Source organism: Dactylosporangium sp. NPDC006015 (genome assembly GCF_040614215.1).
Lineage (GTDB): Bacteria > Actinomycetota > Actinomycetes > Mycobacteriales > Micromonosporaceae > Dactylosporangium > Dactylosporangium maewongense.
Map to the genome: position 1 here is coordinate 114,292 of NZ_JBEXUD010000033.1, position 21,080 is coordinate 135,371.

At 73.5% G+C, this 21,080-nt stretch carries 17 protein-coding genes and 1 riboswitch; of the genes, 5 read left to right on the forward strand and 12 right to left on the reverse strand.

The features are described 5' to 3' along the window. Window positions 1-4 precede the first annotated feature (4 nt). The 3 genes from ABZ321_RS40665 (at window position 5) to ABZ321_RS40675 (ending at window position 3,643) form a co-directional block, all read left to right on the forward strand. Window positions 5-634: a V-type ATP synthase subunit D gene (locus ABZ321_RS40665; protein ID WP_354901005.1), complete on the forward strand. Its 630-nt coding sequence runs from the start codon at window positions 5-7 to the stop codon at window positions 632-634. Between the two features lie 178 nt (window positions 635-812). Continuing rightward, complete coding sequence (locus tag ABZ321_RS40670) at window positions 813-1,001, forward strand: hypothetical protein (RefSeq protein WP_354901007.1); 189 nt, start codon at window positions 813-815, stop codon at window positions 999-1,001. Further along, window positions 998-3,643, forward strand: a complete 2,646-nt coding sequence (locus ABZ321_RS40675; RefSeq protein WP_354901009.1) for a GNAT family N-acetyltransferase — start codon at window positions 998-1,000, stop codon at window positions 3,641-3,643. Before ABZ321_RS40670 ends, ABZ321_RS40675 begins: the two co-directional genes overlap by 4 nt. A 73-nt stretch (window positions 3,644-3,716) precedes the next feature. Next, window positions 3,717-3,842, reverse strand: a riboswitch (TPP riboswitch). Between the two features lie 82 nt (window positions 3,843-3,924). On the opposite strand, the gene ABZ321_RS40680 is transcribed toward ABZ321_RS40675, so the two are convergent. Continuing rightward, window positions 3,925-5,643, reverse strand: coding sequence for a universal stress protein (locus ABZ321_RS40680; RefSeq protein ID WP_344506379.1), 1,719 nt, complete (start codon window positions 5,641-5,643; stop codon window positions 3,925-3,927). Between the two features lie 234 nt (window positions 5,644-5,877). On the opposite strand from ABZ321_RS40680, the gene ABZ321_RS40685 reads away from it, so the two are divergent. Beyond that, entirely contained in the window at window positions 5,878-6,504 is a 627-nt protein-coding gene (locus tag ABZ321_RS40685; RefSeq protein ID WP_354901011.1) for a hypothetical protein, read from the forward strand. Here ABZ321_RS40685 and ABZ321_RS40690 read toward each other — a convergent pair. Further along, on the reverse strand, window positions 6,484-7,536 hold the full coding sequence (locus tag ABZ321_RS40690; RefSeq protein WP_354901013.1) for an NAD-binding protein: 1,053 nt from the start codon (window positions 7,534-7,536) through the stop codon (window positions 6,484-6,486). The genes ABZ321_RS40685 and ABZ321_RS40690 overlap by 21 nt on opposite strands. 104 nt (window positions 7,537-7,640) lie before the next feature. Between ABZ321_RS40690 and ABZ321_RS40695 the strand changes: the two genes are divergently transcribed. After that, window positions 7,641-11,282: a hydantoinase B/oxoprolinase family protein gene (locus ABZ321_RS40695; protein ID WP_354901015.1), complete on the forward strand. Its 3,642-nt coding sequence runs from the start codon at window positions 7,641-7,643 to the stop codon at window positions 11,280-11,282. 63 nt (window positions 11,283-11,345) lie between these two features. On the opposite strand, the gene ABZ321_RS40700 is transcribed toward ABZ321_RS40695, so the two are convergent. The 10 genes from ABZ321_RS40700 to ABZ321_RS40745 all read right to left on the reverse strand — a co-directional run. After that, window positions 11,346-13,346, reverse strand: a complete 2,001-nt coding sequence (locus ABZ321_RS40700; protein ID WP_354901017.1) for an amino acid transporter — start codon at window positions 13,344-13,346, stop codon at window positions 11,346-11,348. Between the two features lie 43 nt (window positions 13,347-13,389). After that, window positions 13,390-14,322, reverse strand: coding sequence for a metal ABC transporter permease (locus ABZ321_RS40705; protein ID WP_354901019.1), 933 nt, complete (start codon window positions 14,320-14,322; stop codon window positions 13,390-13,392). After that, on the reverse strand, window positions 14,309-15,196 hold the full coding sequence (locus tag ABZ321_RS40710; protein ID WP_354901021.1) for a metal ABC transporter permease: 888 nt from the start codon (window positions 15,194-15,196) through the stop codon (window positions 14,309-14,311). Before ABZ321_RS40710 ends, ABZ321_RS40705 begins: the two co-directional genes overlap by 14 nt. Beyond that, window positions 15,189-16,004: an ABC transporter ATP-binding protein gene (locus tag ABZ321_RS40715; protein ID WP_354901023.1), complete on the reverse strand. Its 816-nt coding sequence runs from the start codon at window positions 16,002-16,004 to the stop codon at window positions 15,189-15,191. Before ABZ321_RS40715 ends, ABZ321_RS40710 begins: the two co-directional genes overlap by 8 nt. After that, on the reverse strand, window positions 15,997-16,941 hold the full coding sequence (locus ABZ321_RS40720) for a metal ABC transporter substrate-binding protein (RefSeq protein WP_354901025.1): 945 nt from the start codon (window positions 16,939-16,941) through the stop codon (window positions 15,997-15,999). The genes ABZ321_RS40715 and ABZ321_RS40720 overlap by 8 nt, the downstream gene beginning before the upstream one ends. 186 nt (window positions 16,942-17,127) lie before the next feature. Next, the gene (locus ABZ321_RS40725) at window positions 17,128-18,186 is read right to left on the reverse strand and encodes an LLM class flavin-dependent oxidoreductase (protein WP_354901027.1); all 1,059 of its coding nucleotides are present in this window, start codon (window positions 18,184-18,186) and stop codon (window positions 17,128-17,130) included. After that, window positions 18,176-18,568 carry an SCO5389 family protein gene (locus ABZ321_RS40730; protein ID WP_344506389.1) on the reverse strand — a complete coding sequence of 131 codons (393 nt, stop codon included), beginning with the start codon at window positions 18,566-18,568 and terminating at the stop codon, window positions 18,176-18,178. Before ABZ321_RS40730 ends, ABZ321_RS40725 begins: the two co-directional genes overlap by 11 nt. 15 nt (window positions 18,569-18,583) lie before the next feature. Continuing rightward, complete coding sequence (locus ABZ321_RS40735; protein WP_354901029.1) at window positions 18,584-19,546, reverse strand: ATP-binding protein; 963 nt, start codon at window positions 19,544-19,546, stop codon at window positions 18,584-18,586. Window positions 19,547-19,653: 107 nt separating this feature from the next. Next, the gene (locus tag ABZ321_RS40740) at window positions 19,654-20,373 is read right to left on the reverse strand and encodes a hypothetical protein (RefSeq protein ID WP_354901030.1); all 720 of its coding nucleotides are present in this window, start codon (window positions 20,371-20,373) and stop codon (window positions 19,654-19,656) included. 243 nt (window positions 20,374-20,616) lie between these two features. Beyond that, on the reverse strand, window positions 20,617-21,080 hold a 464-nt coding region (locus tag ABZ321_RS40745; RefSeq protein WP_354901032.1), incomplete at its 5' end, for a hypothetical protein.

The following is a 21,080-nucleotide window of genomic DNA, read 5'->3' on the forward strand; positions in this document are numbered from 1 at the left end:
GCCGGTGGGCCGTTCGGGCCTGCTGTGGCTGCGTCACCGCCTCGAGGTCACCCGGCACGGCAGCAGCGTCCTGCGGCGCAAGCTCACCCTGCTCGCCGCCGAGCACGACCGCCTCCGGCGGCGCCGTGCCGAGACGGCCAGGGACTGGACGGCGGCCGACGCGGCGGCCCGCGGCCGGCTCGAACGTGCCGTGCTGCTCGACGGCCTGGAGGCGATCGACGCGGCGGCCGAGATGTCGCCGGCCGAGGTTTGCGTGCCGTGGACCGCGGTGATGGGCGTCCGCTGCCCGGGAGAGCCGTCGGTGCTGATCCCGCCGCGCCCCGCGCAGCTGCCGGCGCCGGGAGGGGCCGCGCTCTCGCAGGCCGAGGCGGCGTACCGCGCTGCGGCGCTCGCCGCGGTGAGGCACGCGGCCGCCGACGCGGCGCTCGCCGCCGTCGAGAGCGAGATGGCCGCCACCCGGCGGCGGGTACGGGCCCTGGACCGCCACTGGATCCCGGCCCTGGAGGCCGCGCTCGCCGCCCGGACCCTGCAGCTGGCGGAGCTGGAGGCGGCCGACCTCACCCGCCGGCGCAGCGGCCCTCTTCCGGCGGCGCTGGAGCCCGGCGCGCTGGAGCCCGGCCGCGGGACACCATGACGACCGCGGACTCCGCGCTCCACTTCAGCGACCGCCACACCCGGACGCGACCGATCCGCCCGCCGAGCCGTCACCCGCCCCCTGCCGTTCGCCCCGGTCTTGGGCAAGAATGACGTGTACGGGCAGGGCGCATTCCTCCGAACGCCGCGGACAGCGGCATCACGGGCTGGAGGCAACCATGACCTACCGGATGGCGCTCAACGGGTCCGGCCGGGACGTTGTCCGCTGCCCCGTCGTGCGCGACCCGCTCGGCGCGCCACACAGCGCCGCCGCGGTCGACGACCTGTTCGACCCGGCGGCGACGGCCGATCTGCTGGAGTTCGGCTCCACGTCCGGCCGGCCGCCCGCCGCCCGGAGCCCGCGATGAGCGCCGTCGACTGCCTGACCACGGACGGCCGGATCGTCCGGCTCCGCACGATCCGGCCGCAGGACGCGCCGGCCCTGCTCGCCCTGCACCAGCGGCTCTCCCCGGCGAGCCGGTACCTGCGGTTCTTCAGCGCGGGCACGGCACTGGACAGCGAGGTCCGCAGGCTCACCCGCCCGTCGGGGCCGGACCACGTACACCTGCTCGTCGAGGAGCGCGACAGCGTCCTCGCCGCCGGCTCCTACGAACGCATCGACGCGGCACGGGCCGACTTCGCGCTCGTGGTCGACGACGACCACCACGGCGAGGGTCTCGGCACGCTGCTGCTGGAGCATCTGGCCGCCGCCGCGCGACGGGCGGGCATCACCGAACTGGTCGGCGACGTGCTGCCGCACAACGCCGCCATGCTGCAGGTGGGCGGGGACCTCGCGCCGGGTGTCGCCCGGCGGCTCGAGGCCGACGCCGGGACGCTCCAGATCCGGGTGCCGACGCTGCCGGACGAGGCGGCGCTGGCCGCCGTCGGACTGCGGGACCGCACCGCGGCGCACCACTCGTTGCGGCCCCTGCTGACCCCGGCCTCGGTGGCCGTCATCGGTGCCGGACGGCGCCCCGGGGGGATCGGCCGCGAGGTGCTCGCGGCGCTGCGGGCCGGCGGCTACACCGGAGCCCTCCACGTGGTCAACCCGAACGCCGCCGAGGTGTGCGGGATCGCCGCCCGTCCCAGCATGGCGGCGATCGGCGGCGCCGTGGACCTCGCCGTCATCGCCGTTCCCGCGGCGGCGGTCCCCGAGGTGGTGCGCCAGTGCGGCGCCGCGGGCGTGCGCGCCGCGGTCATCCTGACCGCCGGCATCGAACCGGCGACCCAGGCGGCCCTCGTCCGCCAGGCACGCCGGCACGGCATGCGGATCCTCGGCCCCAACTGCCTCGGCGTGGTGAACACCGACCCCGCCGTGCGGCTGACCGCCACGTTTGCCCCGGCACCGCCCGTCCCTGGCGGCCTGGCGGTGGCGTCACAGTCCGGCGCGATCGGCGTGGCCATCCTCGACGCGGCCGCCGGCTGCGGCATCGGCATCTCCAGCTTCGTGTCACTCGGCAACAAGGCCGACATCAGCAGCAACGACCTGCTCAGCTACTGGGCCGACGATCCGGCGACCCGCGCCGTCGCCCTGTACGTCGAGTCCTTCGGCAACCCGCGCCGGTTCGCCTGGATCGCCCGGGCCCTGGCCAGCCGCAAGCCGGTGCTGGCCGTCAAGAGCGGCCGCTCGGAAGGCGGCAGGCGGGCGGGTGCCTCGCACACCGCCGCCGTCGCGGCGCCGGAGACGGCGGTGGCGGCGCTGTTCGAACAGGCCGGCGTCATCCGCACCGACACGCTCGGCGAACTGCTGGACACCGCACGGGTGCTGGCCGACCAGCCGCTGCCCACCGGCAACCGCCTCGCCGTGGTGGGCAACGCGGGCGGGCTGAACGTGCTGGCGGCCGACGCCGCCCCGGCCGCGGGCCTCATCGTGCCCACGCTGACGCTGCCCGGCCGCACGCCGGCCGCCGTGAACCCCATCGACCTCGGCGCCGAAGCCACCGCCGAGACCGTGCGCGAGGCGATCCGGGTGGCCGCCCGGTCCGGCGAGGTGGACCTGTTGGTCGTCACGTTCGTCTCCACGAGGACCAACGACACCCCCGCCACGATCGCGGCCATCGCCGCCGCTGCCGACGCCTGCCCGCACCTGCCGGTCGCCGTCGTCGTGGTCGGCGCGCCCGGCGTGCCGAGCACCCTCGGGGCCCGCAAGGTGCCGGTCTTCGACCTGCCGGAGCCGGCGGTGCTGGCGATGGGCCGCGCCGCGCGGTACGCGGCCTGGCGCCGCGAGCCGGTCGGGAACCGCCCTGCCCTGCACGACGTCGACCACGGCGCGGCCCGTGGCATCGTGCAGCGGGCACTGGCGACCGGCGGCGGCTGGCAGCCCGCCGACGTGGCCAGATCGCTGCTGACCTGCTACCGCGTGCCGGTGGTGGAGACCCGCATCGCCACGGACGCCGACGAGGCGCTGCGCGACGCCGAGGTGATCTCCTATCCGGTGGCGCTGAAAGCCGCCGCACCGGATCTCGTGCACAAGAGCGACATCGGCGCCGTGCGGCTCGGTCTCGCCGACGAGGCCGCGGTCCGTGCGGCGTACCGGGCGATCGGCGTTGCCATCGGCACCGAGCGGCCCGCCGTGACCGTCCAGCCGATGGCCGATCCGGGCGTGGAGATGGTGGCCGGCGTGGTCCACGACCCGCTGTTCGGCTCCCTGCTCATGCTCGGCCTCGGCGGCGTGTACACGGACCTGCTCGGCGACCGGACGCTCCGGCTGCTGCCGCTCACCGACCGCGACGCCGCGGCGATGTGGGGCGGGCTGCGCGCCGCGCCGCTGCTGACCGGCTACCGCGGCGCAGCACCCGCGGACACCTCGGCGCTGGAGGATCTGTTGCTGCGCCTCGGCCGCCTCGCCGAGGACTTCCCCGAGATCGCGGAGCTCGACCTGAACCCGGTCCTCGTCGGCCCGCGCGGCTGCACCGCGGTCGACGTGAAGCTGCGCCTGGCGCCGGTCGGCGCCGAGCCCGACCCGTACCTTCGGCACCTCGCCACGACGCACGGCCGGCACTCGAGCTGACATCGTCAGAGCACCACCGGACCCCGGGGCCCGCGTACCGGCACCGCTGCACGACCAGGCCATGCGCGCCAAGAGACCTACGAGGCGTTTTTCCTTCGCCAGCATTGCCTGGATCAGGTCGTGGGGATCGCGGTCGACCTCTCGGTCGTTCAGCCTCTCAGCTCAACTGTCACCCAGTTGGGCTCTCCCGCACGTCTCGTAGGCCTACCGCCCAAGCTACGTCGAGGGCGTGACCGCGTGGGGTGAGTCATCGGGGCATCGCGACAGCAGGGTGGGGCCGGTCATCCGGGGGATCCGACGATGGCCACCACACCCGGGGGCCGGTCGGCGAAGGCCCGGCTGACCGAGCCGAGTCGCAGCGGCGCCGGCAGGCGGTGTCCGCGGCGGCCGAGGACGAGCAGCACAGCGCCGTCGGCGGCGCGGCGCAGGCCCTCGACGGGTGGGCCGAGGAAGACCGCGCGTTTGAGCGGCACCTGGGGGAACCGGGCGGCGACCGGTTCGACCGCGGCGGCCAGGAGCTCGGTCGATTCCGGCTCGGTGGCGAAGTGTGTTTCCAGGGTCGTCTCGTCGAACCAGAAGTCTCCCGCCGCCCGGGCACTGACATGGACCGCGGCGAGCGGCACGCGGTGCAGGTGGGCGTACCGGTAGCCGAACCTGATGGCGGCGTGCGACTCGGCCGAGCCGTCGACACCGACGACGACGTGCCCGGCGAACGGCCCTTGACGGTGCGGCGGCGCCGGAGCGGGCACGAGCACCACGGGCACGGGCGCGTGGGCGGCGACGCGGGCGGCGGTCGACAGGTGTCCCAGACGGGCCGGCACGGCCGCGCCGAGCACGAGAAGGTCGGCGCGGTCGGCCAGGTCCAGCAAGGCGTCGACGGCACCGCCGTCGGCCACTTCGAAGTCGACGTGCCCGCCGAGGCGGTCGCGGACGGCGTGCAGGTGCCGGGCCAGAACGGGATCGACGCGCTCCAGTGCCGACTCGTCGGGTCTGGGGTCGCGGATCTGGTGCGATGGATCGGTGTGACGGATGGTGACGTCGGCGGCGCCGGCGTCGGCCTCATCACAGGCCCAGGACAAGGCGGTCCAGCCGGGTTCGGTGCCGTCGACGCCCACGCCGATCCGCCGGTACGGCCGGTCCGCCGCCGTCTCGGTCGTGGCCCCCGCGGCGCGGGCGATGAGCACCGGGCCGGCGGCGTGGTGCAGGACCTGCCCGCTGACCGAGCCCAGCCGCGATCCCGTGAGCCCGCCACGTCCCCGGACGCCGACCACCACCATCACGGCGTGCTCGGACGCGCGGGTCAGCACCTCGGCCGCGGCGCCCGGGAGAAGCCGGAGATCGATCCGCACCTCGGGATACTTCGCCTGCCAGGGCTCGACCTCGGCGGCCAGTGCGTGACCCGCGGCCGCCTCGGCCGAGGCCGAGCCGGAGTCCGGCCCCTGCCAGGCTCGGACGACGGCCAGCGGGAGATGGCGGGCGGCCGCCTCTTCGAAGGCCAGTTCGAGCGCCAACACGGAGCCGGAGGAGCCGTCGACACCGACGACGACCGGGCCGTCCTGCGGCAGCGAGGGCAGCGAGGTCTCGGGGCCGGCCCACCGCTCGGCGTGGTGGACGACCAGCACCGGGCACGCGGCATGCGAGCTCAGGTGCATACCGACGGAACCGAGCAGCAGTCCGGCGAATCCGCCGAGCCCGCGGCTGCCGATCACGACCAGCCGCGCGCGGTGGGACTGTTCGCACAGCACGTCGGACGGCTCGCCGGCGGCGACGACGGTCTCGACCTCGACCGTCGGTTCCCATCCGCGCACGAGCGCGGCCGCGTCGCCGGCGGGAGCAGACTCCTGCTCGTAGAGACCGAAGGGGACCGGGATGCCCAGCGCGTGCACCACCGTCAGCGGACACCCGTGCCGTGCCGCTTCGTCCGCGGCCCAGCGCACCGCGCCACGGCTCGCCGCCGACCCGTCGACGCCGACCACGATCGGTGCGATGTCTCCCGGCATGGCTCCTCGCTCACCAGATCCGGTATGCCAAGGACTCGTGTTGCCCACACGACCGCGTTCATGACCACCCGATGGGGTGATCGTCCACCGTATGCCCGGTCGGACCGGGTGAGGCATCGGCGGGGCCGCGGGTGATTGGCGCGCGGCGTCCGGGGTAGTCGGCCGTGCACGACGCCACGCGCCCCGGGCGGCGCAACACGATCCGGTGTCGCGACCATCCAGCGGGAGCCCAGCGTGTGGAATCCTCAGGAAACGAGCGGGCTCGGCGGTCACCTGGCCGCGGTGATCGAGCGCTCGCGGGTCGCGGTGGAGCACGTCACCGAAGCGCTGTCGGACTCCGGCCCCTCCGCCGCGGACGCGCTGCAGAGTGCCGAGAAGGCGTTGTACGCGCTGCGCCGGGCCGTCGACGACCAGGCGTTGGCGATCGAGGAGACCAGGGACGCGGCGCCGGCCGGCGCCGTGCGGGCGATCCTCGCCGCCGCGCAGGTGAACGCCGACGCGGAGTGCGTCGCAGGGCTGGCGAAGCGGCTGGCCGAGATCGCCGGGTCGCGGCCGGCGCGGCCGGCGATGCCGGCCGAGGTGCGGGCCGTCGTCAGCCGCATGGGCCGGGTCTGCGCCGACCTGATGGCCCCAGCGGGCGGCACCGGGGCGACGCCGGCCGGCACGGAGGCGCGGATCGAGGCGGCCGGTGCCGAGGTGGGCCGGCTGCGGCGACGGCTCGACCACCTGCTGCTGCACGAGCCGGCTCCGGTCGATGTGGACGCCGCGCTGGACGCCGCATTGGCCTGCCGGTACTACACGCACTGCGCCGAACTCGCGGGTTCCATGGCGCGGCACGCATCAGGGCAGGCCCGCCAGTGAGATCCCGTCCAGGATCCGCCGCCACACCGCGTCGTTGAGGATGTCCCGATGGTGCGCCACCACCAGCTCGGCCTGGACGGGATCGGCGAGGTCGATCGACAGCCGACCGTCGTGGACGAGATGCGTGAGCAGGACCGCGATGCCCGTCGCATAGGCATTCGACGCGCCGGTGGGTGTCCTGGACGCCAGGTTGTCGTCGCCGACGACCGTGACACCGGGATCCACCACCCGTGCGGTGCCGGGCTCCGCGAGCTCGACAACGCGGCCGAACCCGTCGGTCGTGGTGTCGAGCACGACGGATCCCGGCCGCATGGTCCGCACGTCTCGCGCGGACACGAGCACCGGCGGCCGCCGGCCCGGAATCTCGGCCGTGGCGATGACGATGTCGCTGTCCCGGACGCCCGCCGTGATGTCCGCGCACGAGCGTCGACGGGCCTCGCAGACGTGGACCTCCGCGCCCAACCGGCGCACGGTGACAGCGGCTTCGTAACCCGCGGGTCCACGGCCGATGACGAGGACCCGTGCGGGCCGGACCGCGCCGCCGCGAGCGGGTCCGGAGAGGCCGCGGCCGAAGACGTCAGCGGCGGTCAGCGCCGCCTGGTAGCCGGCGACCCGCTCCTGCGCGCCGAGGAAGTCCATCGGCCCCGCATGGCCGGGAGTGGGCGGCATCAGGTCGGCGGCGATGATGGTGAGACCCTGCTCGGCCCACCGGCGGACCAGATCCGGCACGCACAGCGGTCGCAGGAGACAGATGAGCGCCTGCCCGGCACGAAACCGGTGGGTCGCGGCGACGTTCGGTGGCCGGACACCGATGAGGATGTCGGCCGTGTCGAACACCTCGGCGCGGGGCACCGGCGTCGCCCCGGCCCGGGCGTAGTCGGCATCGGGGAACCAGGCCGCACACCCGGCGCCGGTTTCGACGACGACCACGAGCCCGAGGTCGAGAATGGAACGGACGGCCGCAGGCACGACCGCCACGCGCCGCTCGCCGGGCGCGGTCTCGCTGTAGACGCCGACCGTCTGGTGTGCCACCGGGAATTCGCCTCCCCGCAGACTCCGCCAACGGTATCCCGTCCGCGCCCCCGCGGCGACGCGGCACCGGCACCGGCACCGGCACCGGAAGAGGAGGGCCCGCGATGGTAGGCCGACGGTGGCAGTTCTGGATCGACCGGGGCGGCACGTTCACCGACATCGTCGCCAGGAGGCCGGACGACGGCCGGCTGGTGACACGCAAGCTGCTGTCGAACAACCCGGCACGCTACGCCGACGCGGCGGTCGCCGGAATCCGGGCGCTGCTCGGTGTCCCCGACGGGGTGCCGATACCGGTGGACCGGATCGAGGCGGTGCGGATGGGGACCACCGTCGCCACGAACGCGCTGCTGGAGCGCAGGGGCGAACGCACCGCGCTGGTCATCACCGAGGGCTTCGGCGACGCGCTGCGCATCGGCTACCAGAACCGGCCACGCATCTTCGACCGGCGGATCGTGCCACCGGACGTGCTGTACGAGCGCGTGATCGAGGTGGACGAACGGATGTCGGCCGACGGCACCGTGCTGCGCTCACCGGACCTCGACCGGCTGGCCGACGACCTGCGGCGGGCGCACGACAGCGGCATCCACGCTGTCGCGGTGGTCTGCCTGCACAGCCACCTGTACCCGGCCCACGAACGGGACATCGGGAGGCTGGCGGAGCGGGTCGGCTTCGACCAGGTCTCGTGCTCCAGCGAGGTGAGCCCGTTGATGAAACTGGTGCCGCGCGGCGACACCACCGTCGTCGACGCGTACCTGTCGCCGGTGCTGCGCCGGTACGTCGAAGCTGTGGCGGAGCAGCTGAGCGGCGTACGGCTGATGTTCATGCAGTCCAACGGGGGCCTGGCCGAGGCGGGGCACTTCCGCGGCAAGGACGCGATCCTGTCCGGTCCGGCCGGTGGCATCGTCGGCATGGCGCGCATGTCGCAGCTGGCCGGCTTCGACAAGGTGATCGGCTTCGACATGGGCGGCACCTCCACGGACGTGTCGCACTACGCCGGCCAGTACGAGCGGGTCTTCCACACCCAGATCGCGGGGGTTCGGCTGCGCGCCCCCATGATCGACATTCACACCGTCGCGGCGGGAGGCGGGTCGGTCCTGCACTTCGACGGCGCCCGCTACCGCGTCGGGCCGGACTCCGCGGGTGCCGACCCCGGGCCGGCCTGCTACCGCAACGGCGGGCCGCTCACCATCACCGACGCCAACGTGATGCTCGGCCGGATCCAGCCCTCGACGTTTCCCCAGGTCTTCGGGCACGACGGTGACCAGCCGCTGGATGCCGGCGTGGTGCGACGCGGGTTCGCCGAGCTGAGCGCGGCCATCGCCGGGCGCACCGGCGACGAGCGCACGCCGGAGCAGGTCGCGGAGGGGTACCGGCAGATCGCGGTCGCGAACATGGCCAACGCGGTGAAACGGATCTCGGTGCAGCAGGGCCGTGACGTCACCGGATACGTGCTCACGACGTTCGGCGGTGCCGGCGGGCAACACGCGTGCTCGGTGGCCGACTCGCTGGGGATCGGCGCCGTGCTCGTGCCGCCGATGGCGGGTGTGCTGTCCGCGCTCGGCATCGGTCTCGCCGACACCACCGCGATGCGCGAACAGTCGGTGGAGCGCCGCCTGGAGCCCGCGGCGATGCGGCAGCTGACCGGCGTCGCGGACACGCTGGAGGCGGCGGCCCGCTCGCAGCTGCTGGACGAGGACGTGCCGGCCCGGCGGATCCGGGTGCACCGGCGCGCGCACCTGCGCTTCGAGGGCACCGACACCGCGCTGCCGGTCGAGCTCACCGACCTGGACACGATGGTGACGTCGTTCCGGACGGCATACCGGCGCATGTACGCGTACCTCATGGACCGGCCGCTGATCGTCGAGGCGGTCTCGGTCGAGGCCGTCGGGCTGACCGAGCCCCCGGACCTATCCCGGCCGGACGATCCCGCCGGCACGCCCGGACGCGCCGCCGCACGGCCGCTCGGCACGACCCGCCTGTACACCGGCGGAGCATGGCGGGAGGTGCCGCTGTACGAGCGGGAACGCCTGCGCCCCGGCGACACCGTCGGCGGTCCGGCCATCGTGGCCGAGGCGGACGCGACCACGGTGGTCGACGGCGCCTGGCGGGCGGCGGTGACGAAGTTCGGCCACCTGCTGCTGGAACGGATGCGGCCGAGCGACCCGGCCTCCGAGGCGACCACCCAGGTCGACCCGGTGCTGCTGGAGATCTTCAACAACCTCTTCATGTCGATCGCCGAGCAGATGGGCGCCCGGCTGGAGTCGACCGCGCAGTCGGTGAACATCCGGGAGCGGCTGGACTTCTCGTGCGCGCTGTTCGACCCGGACGGCAGTCTCATCGCCAACGCGCCGCACATCCCCGTGCACCTCGGCTCGATGAGCGCCAGCATCAAGGAGGTCATCCGTCGCCGCCGCGCCGGCATGCGGCCCGGCGACGTGTACGCGATCAACGACCCGTACCACGGCGGCACCCATCTGCCCGACATCACCGTCGTCACCCCGGTCTTCGGCGCCCAGGTCTTCGGCACTCAGGTCTTCGGCGCCGACCGGTCCGGGGTGCTGTTCTACGTGGCCTCCCGGGGCCACCACGCGGAGATCGGCGGACTCACGCCCGGCTCCATGCCCGCGAACAGCCGCGACGTCCACGAGGAGGGCGTGCTGTTCGACACCTGGCCGCTCGTCGAGGACGGCCGGTTCCGCGAAGAGGAGACGCTCCGGCTGCTCACGGAGGCGCCGTACCCGTCCCGGAACCCGGCGACCAACCTCGCCGACCTGCGCGCCCAGGTCGCCGCGAACGCCAAGGGTGTCGAAGAGGTCGGACGGATGATCGGCCACTTCGGCCTCGACGTGGTGCAGGCGTACATGCGGCACGTCCAGGACAACGCCGAGGAGGCGGTACGGCGCGTCATCGACGCCCTCAGCGACGGCGGGTACCGCTACGAGATGGACTCGGGGGCGGCGATCGCGGTCCGGATCACGGTGGACCGCGCCGGCCGCGCCGCGACGATCGACTTCAGCGGCACGTCACCACAGCTGGCGACGAACTTCAACGCGCCCTCGTCGGTCGTCACCGCGGCGGTGCTGTACGTCTTCCGGACGCTGGTGACCGACGAGATCCCGCTCAACGACGGCTGCCTGCGCCCGCTGCGCATCGTGGTGCCGGCCGGTTCGATGCTCGCGCCCGTGCACCCCGCGGCCGTGGTCGCCGGAAACGTGGAGACGTCGCAGGCGATCGTCGGCGCGCTCTACGCCGCGCTCGGCGTCCAGGCCGAAGGGTCCGGGACGATGAACAACGTCAGCTTCGGCAACGAGCGGCACCAGTACTACGAGACCGTCGCCTCCGGCTCAGGCGCCGGCGACGGGTTCGACGGGGCCTCCGTGGTGCAGACCCACATGACGAACTCCCGGCTGACCGACCCCGAAGTCCTCGAATGGCGCTTCCCGGTGCTCCTGGACGAGTTCGCCGTCCGGCACGGCAGCGGCGGCGGCGGCCGGTGGCGGGGCGGCGACGGCGCGGTGCGCCGCATCCGGTTCCGCGAGCCGATGACCGTCAGCACGCTGTCGGGCCACCGGCGCGTGCCGCCGTACGGCCTGGCCGGCGGCTCACCCGGCGCGCTCGGCACCAACCGGGTGGAACGCGCCGACGGCAGTGTCGTCCACCTCGCCGGCTGCGGCTCCGTCGACGTCCAGCCGGGCGACGTCCTGGTCGTCGAGACACCCGGCGGCGGCGGATACGGCACCCCATGAGCTTCGACCGCCTGCATACGTCTGCCGCCCTCGCCGGTGCGCCGCCGGCATTGCCGTCGGGCGTCAGGCGCCGACGTGGATGCCGGGGCGGCGCTGCGGGTCGGGTTCCTGCTCGCGGATGATCTCGCGCGTGACGGGGGCGGTGTCGCCGCGGCCGAGCAGGAAGTAGCGGACCATGTGGACCAGCGGGCTGCCCTCGGCCCAGGCGAAGTAGCAGTGCGGGCGGACGCCGGTGGTGTCGCGCAGGGCGAGCAGGATCGCGGCGATGGCGTTCGGTGCCGCCGGGGCCTCGGCGCGCAGGACGCGATGCCCGTCGACCTCGGCGCCACGGACGGTGAGGGTGTCGCTGAAGCTCGACGGGTCGACGACCGTGACCTCGAGGAACATGACATCGGCGGAGCCGGGGACGGCGTTCTCGCCGCGCTGTTCGAGCTCCTTCTCCGCGTACTCGGCCGCCGTGCCGGTGCCGGGGCGGTTGGCGATCAGGTTGATCCGCCCGTCGTAGGCGATGGTCTCGGTGACGAACCGGCGGGCGGTGTCGTCGAACTCGATGCGGTCCGCGCGCAGCTCCGTCGTGCGTGACACCCGGGAGATCAGCGAGATGGTGATGATGCCGGCGATGAACATGCCCGAGATGGCGAGCCCGTCGGGCTTGTCGCGGATGTTCTCCACCAGGGCGTAGGCCAGCACGGCGGTGAGCAGGCCGAAGCCGGACCCGGCCGCCTTGTGTCGCTGCCGGAACGCGGACACGGTGACGGCGAAGGCGCCGGAGACCATCATGGCGAGGATGCCGGTGGCGTACGCGCCGGCCTGGGCGTCGACGTCGGCGCCGAACGCGATCGTGATGGCGACGCTGATCGCGGTGTAGACGAGCACCACCGGGCGCACCGCCCGGCCCCATTCCGGGGCCATGCCGTAGCCGGGCAGGTACCGGGGCACGATGTTGACCAGGCCCGCCATCGCCGACGCGCCGGCGAACCACAGGATGAGCACGGTGCTGAGGTCGTACACGCTGCCGAAGACCTCGCCGAGTTGCTCGTGCGCCAGCCAGGCGAGGGCCCGGCCGTTCGCCTGGCCGCCTGGCTCGAACTCGGCCGGCGGGATGAGCACGGTGGTGACGAAGCTGCTGGCCAGCAGGTACACGCTCATGATGGCGGCGGCCACGGTCAGCAGCTTGCGGGCGTTGCGGATGCGCGCCCGCAGCCGCTCCTGCGGGTCCTCGCCCTCGGCGGCGACGAGCGGCATCATGCTCACGCCGGTCTCGAAGCCGGACAGGCCCAGCACGAGCAGCGGGAACGCCAGCACGGCCGGCAGCGCGAGGTCGGTGAAGCCGGTGCCGCCGGCGGTCAGCGCGGTCGTCCAGGTGGAGAACGCGCCCGGCGTGGTGACGACCTCGACCACGCCGACGACGACGATGACCGCGTTGAGGGTCAGGAACACCGCGACGAGCGGGATGGCGACGCTCACCGCCTCGCTGAACCCGAGCAGGAACACCCCGCCCAGGACCAGCAGCAGGATCACGGTCAGCGCCACCGCGTGGCCGTGCAGGAAGCCCGGGGCGTGCGGGTTCTCCAGCACGTGCAGGCTCGCGTCGGCCGCGGACAGCGTGATCGTGATGATCCACGAGGTGGCGACGAACCCGAGCAGGACCAGCACGAAGATCTTGCCGCGCCAGAACGGCAGCAGCTGCTCCAGCATCGACACCGACCCGGCGCCGTGCGGGCTCTCCTTCGCGACCCGCCGGTACATCGGCAGCATCCCGAACAGGGTCAGCGCCACGATCAGCAGCGTCGCGAGCGGCGACAGCGCCCCGGCGGCGGTCGCCGCGATGGCCGGCACGTAGGCGAGGCTGGAGAAGTAGTCGACGCCGGTCAGGCACATCACCTTCCACCAGGCGTGCTGCTCGGCGTGCGCCTCCCCCGCCGCCGGCCCGACCGGCTGCACCCGGTGCCGTAACAGCCACCGGGCCACCGGACCGCCGCGCGGCGGCCGTCGGGCCGGTGTCTGCACCACCGCCGGCAGCGCGTATTCGTCCAGCTCCGCGGCTTCCTCCGTGGTCCCCATGCGCCCTCTTCCCAGGCCGTGCGAGCGGCGGCTCCCGCCGCGATCACGGTACGAGTATCCGCGCCCTCCCGCCGCCCGGGGGGAAGCCCTCGTCCGGTCCACGGTGGCGGCGGCGCAGCCACCGGGCGAGCAGGCCGCGGCGTGGTCCGGCGAGCATCGAGGCGGCGAAGCAGCCGGCGGCGACCAGGCTGATCGCCGCGCCGGCCGCGACGTCCCAGCTGCGTGACAGCAGCAGGCCGCCGATGGTGCTGGCAACGGCGAGGCTCACGGCGACGGCGGTCATCGTGGCGATCCGGTCGGTCCAGAGCCGGGCCGCGCCGGCCGGGGCGACGACGAGCGCGAGGGTGAGGATGGTGCCGACGGCGGGCACGGCGGTGACGACCACCGCCGAGATCAGCAGCAGGAGCCCCAGGTCGATGGCGGTGGTGCGGTAGCCGGCGGCCCGGGCACCGGCACGGTCGAACGCCGTGTACGTGAGCGCCTTGTGGCCGGCGCCCAGCGCCGCGGCGACGATGACGGTGACCGCCGCGGCGACGTACAGGTCCTCGGTGGTCACGGTGAGGATCGAGCCGACGAGGTACGCGGTGAGGTCCTTGGTGAACCCGCGTTGCGCGGACAGCAGCACCACGCCGAGCGCGAACCCGGCGGCGAGCGCCACGGCGGTCGCGGTGCTCGGGTCGTGCCCGCGCCGCCGGGACAGCGCGACGACGGCGAGGGCGGCGAGGACTCCGGCGGTGGCGCCGCCGAGGTACAGGTCGACACCGACGACCGCGGCGATGACGACGCCGGGGAAGGTGGCGTGGGTCATCGCCATGGTGAAGAACGACAGGCGCCGCAGCACGACCTGGACGCCGAGCAGGCCGGTGGCGGCGCCGATGAGGACCGCTTCGACGAGGGCGCGGTTGAAGGCTTGGTTGAGGGCTTGGTTGAGGGCTTGGTTGAGGGCTTGGTTGAGGGCCACGTCAAGCGACGGCATCGGCGTGCCTCCTGCGGTGCGTGACGCGGCCGGCGAGCCGGCGCAGCGGCGGGACGAGCAGGGCGAGCAGGTACAGCGCGACGAGGGCGAGCACGACGGTGGCGCCGCTGGCCAGGCGCAGCCCGTAGGTGACGGATGCGTGGTAGCTGACGACGAGGCCGGCGTAGCCGGCGGCGGCCGCCGCGACGACGCCGGCGGCGGCGATCACCGCGAGGCGGTCGGAGAGCAGCCGGCCGGTCGCGGCGGGGACGACGAGCAGCGCGACGACGAGGATGGTGCCGACGGACTGGGCGGCCGCGACGACGACGAGGGCGACGCTCAGGTTGAGCAGCAGGTCCAGCAGCCACACGCGGTAGCCCATGGCCACCGCGGTCTGCGGGTCGAACGCCCGCAGCCGAAGCTCCTTGGCCAGCAGGCCGAGCATGAGCAGGACGACCCCGGTCACGGCCGCGGTCTGGGCGAGCTGGGTGGGCGTGACGGCCAGCAGCCGGCCGAACAGGAAGGCGGTGAGGTCGGCGCTGTACGAGCTGCGGCGGGAGACGAGGATGACCCCGACGGCGAACATCGCCGCGAGCAGGACGGCGAGGGCGGTGTCGTCGGTGACCCGCCGGGACCGGGTGAGCAGGGTCAGCAGCACCGCGGTCACCGCCGCGGCGACGAGCGCGCCGGGGAACACGCCGCCGGCGCCGCCGGCGAGGAACCCGACGACGACGCCGGGGAAGACGGTGTGGGTCATGGTGTCGGCGACGAACCCGAGCCGCCGGACCAGCACGAACGTGCTGACGACGCCGGCGAGCAGTGCCAGGAGCAGCAGTTCGGCCAGGGCGCGGCCCATGAACGGCGTGGTGAACGGCTCGACGAGGACGCTACGCATGGCGGTTCGCGATCGGGTGGGCGACGATGACGCGGTCGCCGCGCAGTTCCAGGGCCTGGCTGCCGTACGTGGCGCGCAGCAGGGCTGGGGTGATCACGTCGTGGACCGGCCCGAACCCGTACATGTGCCGGTTGAGCAGGCAGGCGGCGTCGCAGGCCAGGTGGGCCAGGGTCAGGTCGTGGGTGCTGATGACGACGGCGGCGCCGCGGTGTTTGAGTACCGCGATCGCCGTGAGCAGCGCGTCCTGGCTGAGCGCGTCGACGCCGTTGAACGGCTCGTCGAGCAGCAGCAGCCGGGGCTGCTGGGCGATGGCCCGGGCGAGCAGCACGCGCTGGCGCTGCCCGCCGGACAGGGTGCCGAACCTGGCCTTGGCCCGGTCGGCGAGGCCCACCTGGGCGAGGGCCTCCGCGGCGATGCGCCGGTCGGCGCGGCCGGGCCCGCGCAGCCAGCCGGTCCGGCGGTAGCGGCCCATGAGCACGACCTGCGCCACGGAGATCGGGAACTCGGGGTCCAGCGTGTCGGCCTGCGGGACGTACGCGACGTCGCGGCGGGCCGCGGCCGGCGGCTTCCCCAGGACCGTGATCGTGCCGGCGGTGACCGGTACCAGGCCGAGGACGGCCTTGATGAGGGTGGACTTGCCGGCGCCGTTGGGGCCGATCAGCGCGACGGTCTCGCCGGGGAGCACCTGCGCGTCGACGTCCTGCAGGGCGGGGGTGCCGTCGTAGGCGACGGTGGCGTGCTCGATGCGCAGGGCGACGCCGACGGGGAGGGCCGTCGGCGTCGCCGGTCCCGACGCGGGCTCAGCCACCGAGCGCCTTGACGATGGTGTCGGTGTTGTGGGCTTCCATCTTGAGGTAGGTGTCGCCGGCGGAGCCTTCTGGGCCGAGGGTGTCGCCGTACAGCGCGTCCTCGCCCGCGACGACCCTGACGCCGGCCTGCCGGGCGATGGCCTCGGCGGTCTTCGGCGGCAATGAGCTCTCGGAGAACACGGCCTTCGTGCCGCTCTGCTTGATCTTCGCGACGATGTCGTCGACGTCCTTGGCGGACAGTTCGGCGGAGGTGTCGAAGCTGGGAATGATCGAGCCGACGAACTGCAGCTGGTACCGGTCGATGTAGTAGCCGAACGCGTCGTGGTTGGTGACCAGCTTGCGGTCGCCGGCGGGCAGCTTGCCGATCTTCGCGGCGATGTCGGCGTCCAGCTGGTCCAGCTTGGCGCTGTAGTCGGCGAGGTGCTCGGCGAACGTCGCGGCGTCCGCCGGCGCGGCGGCGCTGAACGCCTTCTCGATGGTCTGCACCATCAGCTTGGCGTTGCGCGGGTCGTGCCAGATGTGCGGGTCGCCGTGCTCGGCCTCGTCGCCCTCGCCCTGGCGGATCTTCACGCCGGTGCTGGCGTCGACCGTGGTCCCCTTGAACCCGGCGGAGCTGATGGTCGCGTCGAGCCAGCCTTCCAGTCCGACGCCGTTCTTGACGAGCACCTTCGCGGCGCCGATGGCGGTGAGGTCGGCCGGGGTCGGCTCGTAGTCGTGCGGGTCGATGTTGGGCTTGATGAGCTGCGTGACGGCGACCCGGTCGCCGCCGATGTTGCGGGCGAAGTCGGCGACCTGGGTGGTGGTCGCGACCACGGCCAGCTTGGCGCCGGCGGCGTTCGCCGGTTGGGCCGTCGTGCCCGCGTCGTCGCCGCACGCGGCGAGCCCGGCCGCCAGGCCGGTGAGCGCGGCGGCGACTGCAAGTGTTCGCAGCTTCATATCGGTTGCTCCTCGGATTCGAGTCGTCCGTCGGGCATTCAGCCGCCCGAGCGAGCCAGACGATACTCGTTTTCATTTTCAATAACGAGCCGTCGCATCGCAATGTGCGCATGCGGAACGCACGCCGGCGCAGGCAGCCGGTGCGGGCCGGTGGTGCGGGCCGGTGATGTGGGCCGGTGGTGCGGGCTATCGTTGCCCGGCTGGAGGCTGAGCGGCGGCCGGCAGGCGGCGCAGCACGGGGAGCACCTCGGCGCCGAGCCGGTCGATGTTGCGGATCGTCCGCTCCGGCGTGCCGCCGGCCTCGACCATGAGCAGCACCCGCCGGACGCCGGTGCCGGTGAGCGTGCCGGCGAGCCGCCGCACGCACCGGTCGGGTGGCCCGACCGGGTGGATGGCCAGCAGGTGTTCGACGTAGTCGGCGAGGTTCCTGGTCGTGGTGGTGCCGTCGATGCGGACGTGTTCGCCCGCCCTGGCCAGCCAGGTGGGTAGCGTGTCGCGGAGGACGTCCTCGGCCTGTGCGGTGGTGTCCGCGACGTACGCCAGATGCGCCGAGACGTGTCCGGCGCCCGGCTGGGCGTGACGCAGGATCAAATCGGCCTTGCCGGTGTCGGTGTCGTGCACGCCGAGCAGCAGCGGCAGCCCGCGACCGGCGGCGAGGTCCACGGTGGAGGGTGAGGTCGCGGCGACCCAGACGGGCAGCGCACGCGGCGGCCGCGGTACGACGGGGACGGTACGGAAGCCGAACCGTGCTCCTTCGCCGCGGACGGTACCGGCGCCGCCGAGCGTGGCGAGCAGGACGTCGAGGGCCTCGGCGAAGCCGTCCGGGCTGTAACGGTCCAGGCCGGTGCCGAAGACCTCGAGGTCGACCCATGGGCCGCCGCGGGCGACGCCGAGATCGAACCGGCCTCCGGAGACGGCGTCGAGCAGCGCGGCCTCCTCGGCCAAGGCGACCGGGTGCCGGTTGGACAGGTTCGCCGCGGCGGTGCCGACCCGCAGCCGGTGCGTCCGGCCGAGGACGAACCCCGCCATCGCGACGGCGGACGGGCAGGTGCCGTACGTGACGAAGTGGTGCTCGGCGAGCCAGACGCCGTCGAAGCCGGCCCGCTCGGCCGCCTGCGCATAGGTGACCGCGGCGCGCAGCGCGTCGCCGTGGCCGGCGCCGGGGAACTGCCCGGCCAGCAGGAACGCGTCGACACGCAACGCCCCGCCGGCCGGGCCGATGCCCGTGCCCGGGTCAGCAGTCACGAAGCTCCGGTGACTGGTTGAGCAGCTGACCGCGCGGGGAGACGAACGCCTGGTACCGTTCGCCGCCGACCGCCGCCGGGGTGAACGCGGCGACCCGGTGGCAGTTCTGGAACGCGAGCTTCACCCCGAAGTGCCGCTCCAGGCCGCCGCGGATCGCGTCGCTGGCCAGGGCGCGCAGCAGCTGGCCGCGTTCGGCCTCGCTCGGCGGCGGCACCTCGTGGTCGGCGAAGTCGACGCCGGTGGCGTGCAGGTCGCCGGCGACGCCGCTGATGACCGTCCACGCGTACGGCAGGGAGTCGCGCACGCAGGCGACGAACTCGGCATCGTCGACGGGGCCGGCCTCGGCCCGCTCCAGCAGTGCGGTGGGGACGTCGAGTGACATCGTGTGCTCCTTCGGTCAGTGCGCGGCGACGGTCGCCGGCTGCAGGACAAAGTCGGGGTCGATCTGCGCGGTCAGGTCCGCGCCGGCGCGGGCGTTGCCCCAGGCGGTCGCGTTGCGGGTGTGGAACTCGGCGGCCTGTGCGGCGTACCGGGGCCAGTCCTTGCCGCAGCCGTCCAGCGCGGCCCGCATGGTGCGCAGGGCTTCGGCGTTGCCCGCCTCCAGATCGCCGATCGGCAGGTGCCGGCCGCGTTCGGCGGCCTTCACGAACGCGGACCGGCCGATCCAGCCCAGCAGGTCGTCGCCGACCTCGTCGCGCAGGAACGCCACGTCGTCGGCGTCGTCGACCTTGTTGCCCACGACGGCGACGCGCACCCCGTGGTCGCGGGCGTAGCCGGTGTACTGCCGGTAAACCCCGACGCTGCGCACGGTCGGCTCGCAGACCAGGAACGTCAGGTCGAAGCGGGTGAACAGCCCGGAGGCGAACGAGTCGGCGCCGGCGGTCATGTCCACCACCGCGTACTCCCCCGGCCCGTCGAGCATGTGGTTGAGCAGCAGCTCCACCGCTCCGACCTTCGAGTGGTAGCACGCGACGCCGAGGTCGTCGACGGCGAACGGGCCCGTCACCGCGAGCCGGACGCCACCGACCGGCCGGACGAGGCGGTCGTAGATCGGGTTGCCGTCGCCGACGCCGACCAGCCGCGACCCCGCGCCGGGCGGCGTGGTCTTCAGCATCGCCGCGGCCGAGGCGATCCGCGGGTTGTCCCCGCGCAGGTGTTCCTTGATCTCGTCGAGGTGGTCGCCGAGCGCCGGCAGCAGCGCGGCCTCGTCCTGTCCGGCGCCGAGCGCCACGGCCAGGTGCTGGTTGATGTCCGCGTCGATCGCCAGGAGCGGGACGTGCTGTTGGGCAAGGTACCGGGCGAAGAGCGCAGCCAGCGTCGTCTTGCCGCTGCCACCCTTGCCCACAAACGCTGTCTTCACAACGTTAGTGGTATCGGTTTTCATTTTCACCGTCAAGCGGTTCGCCCGGATTCGCCCTTCCGGCACCGTGACCACGTGACTACTTGAATTGCGACTGCGCTGAGGCCTTACGACGATGCGCCTGGATCGTCGCGGAAGCTCAGCCCGGCCTCATCCAGCGCCGCTCGTAGGCGTTGAAGGGCGTAGGCCCCGACGCCGTGCAGCGCCAGCACCTCGCGCTCACTGAGGCCGACCACCTGTTCGAGCCGGACCACGCCGAGTGCGGTGAGCGCACGCGTCGCGGCCGCGCCGATGTGCGGCAGCGGGATACCCGGCTCGGGCACCGGTCGGTCCCGGGACGGCCGGGGATGGCCCTCGTGGTCCAGGACGGCGGCGCCGCGCGGCGACAGCCGGTACCCGATGTCGAGCGACTCGGTCAGGCCGCGCTCCTTCAGCTTGCGCACGTCCTGCTTGAACGACGGGGTGTCGCGCCCCATCCGTTGCGCGAGGTCGGGTGCCCGGGTGGCCGGCAGCTCGTCGATCAGCAGCAGCGTCTGGCGGGTCCACGGCCCGGTCAAAGAGGCACGGTCGAGCCGGTCGAGCCACACGACGATCGCGTCGATCTCGGCGTCGTCGGGCACCGACTCCCGCAGTGCGTGCCGCGGGTCCACGCCCGCGTACCGCAGCCCGATCCGGTACACCGGACGCTCCGGGTGGACACGGTCCAGCCCCTCCCGCAACGCGACCAGCGACGCCGCACCGGCCCGGCGGGCGTCCGCTGCGGTCAACGACCTCACCGGCACCCGGTCGACGGACGTGATCTCGACCAGCCCGACCGCCGTACGCATCTGGGTACCAACCTTGATCCGAGGCCGATCCCACCGGCGGAACGCCACATCGACATCACCGGCACGGATCGCCGCCAACTCCGCCGGACGCATCTGCACGCCCCAGTTCAACACACGCCACGACCCATCGGACGGTCCGCGCATCCGGCGTGTCACACCGCCGCCACGCCGGGGTCTGCGTACACAGTCAGGGGCGCGGCCCGGAGTTCCGGGTCGCGCCCCCTGACTGATGGTCCCGCTGACTTACCTGCCGATCTGCTGGCCGTTGTCGGCCCAGGTGTTGTTGCTCCACGTGGGGAGCGTCGAGGCGTTCAGGGCCTGGGTGCCGTAGTAGCCGCCCTTGGGCCAGAAGCCGCCGCCGGACTGGCGCATGAACTTGTTGTTCGTGACCTTGCCGTTGGTGATCTTGTAGCCGGCGTCGTACCAGTAGAACGAGTAGCCGCCGCCGTTCATCAGGTTGCTGTCGACGACCACGTCGCTGATCGGGCCGATGTCGGCCTTGAGCAGGATGCACGACGTCTGGGTGTGCTGGTTCTCCAGGCGGTTGTGCAGGATGCGGACGTACGTCGCGTTCGTCGACTGGATGACGTCGTTGTGCTGGGCGGAGCCGGAGCCGCCCGGGTCGTGCAGCCAGGAGTCCTGGACCGTGCCGCGGCCGTCGATGCGCAGGATGTCGCCGGAGCCGTGGGCGTTGACCCGCAGGAGGG

Bases quoted from the DNA above. Each gene is read 5' to 3' on its own strand.
- ABZ321_RS40695 (WP_354901015.1), top strand. From the start codon at position 7,641: ATGGTAGGCCGACGGTGGCAGTTCTGGATCGACCGGGGCGGCACGTTC.
- ABZ321_RS40710 (WP_354901021.1), bottom strand. From the start codon at position 15,196: ATGCGTAGCGTCCTCGTCGAGCCGTTCACCACGCCGTTCATGGGCCGC.
- ABZ321_RS40675 (WP_354901009.1), top strand. From the start codon at position 998: ATGAGCGCCGTCGACTGCCTGACCACGGACGGCCGGATCGTCCGGCTC.
- ABZ321_RS40705 (WP_354901019.1), bottom strand. From the start codon at position 14,322: ATGCCGTCGCTTGACGTGGCCCTCAACCAAGCCCTCAACCAAGCCCTC.
- ABZ321_RS40730 (WP_344506389.1), bottom strand. From the start codon at position 18,568: ATGTCACTCGACGTCCCCACCGCACTGCTGGAGCGGGCCGAGGCCGGC.
- ABZ321_RS40720 (WP_354901025.1), bottom strand. From the start codon at position 16,941: ATGAAGCTGCGAACACTTGCAGTCGCCGCCGCGCTCACCGGCCTGGCG.
- ABZ321_RS40670 (WP_354901007.1), top strand. From the start codon at position 813: ATGACCTACCGGATGGCGCTCAACGGGTCCGGCCGGGACGTTGTCCGC.
- ABZ321_RS40740 (WP_354901030.1), bottom strand. From the start codon at position 20,373: ATGCGTACGGCGGTCGGGCTGGTCGAGATCACGTCCGTCGACCGGGTG.
- ABZ321_RS40700 (WP_354901017.1), bottom strand. From the start codon at position 13,346: ATGGGGACCACGGAGGAAGCCGCGGAGCTGGACGAATACGCGCTGCCG.
- ABZ321_RS40680 (WP_344506379.1), bottom strand. From the start codon at position 5,643: ATGCCGGGAGACATCGCACCGATCGTGGTCGGCGTCGACGGGTCGGCG.